This window comes from Domibacillus sp. 8LH, from assembly GCF_038806185.1.
GTDB classification, from domain to species: domain Bacteria; phylum Bacillota; class Bacilli; order Bacillales; family Domibacillaceae; genus Domibacillus; species Domibacillus indicus_A.
In genome coordinates this window covers 1-271 of record NZ_JAVJNG010000148.1, presented here as the reverse complement: position 1 = coordinate 271, position 271 = coordinate 1, and the positions used below count along the sequence as shown (strand labels likewise).

Here is a 271-nt window from a genome sequence, read left to right as displayed (position 1 = left end):
CGGTAATGCTCCAGCGCCTTGTCGAGGAACGCCCGGTCGCGCTTGGGCTCCAGCTGCGGCAGCAGGGCGGTGAGGGTGGTGTGGATATCGCCCACCAGCGCCATATTGACCGGGCAGTGTGCGCCGATGCTGCCGGGGTTGATGTCGATCTGAATGATGTTGGCGTTGGTGGGGTAGAACGCGCGGTAGGGGAACTGGGTGCCGAGCAGCACCAGCGTGTCGGCGTTCATCATCGCGTGGTAGCCGGAGGAGAAGCCGATCAGCCCGGTCA

1 pseudogene is annotated in these 271 nt (G+C 64.9%); it reads right to left on the bottom strand.

Features of this window, described 5'->3' with window-relative positions:
* Window positions 1-271, bottom strand: a pseudogene (locus RG959_RS24190) (ubiquinone-dependent pyruvate dehydrogenase); the annotation flags it as partial.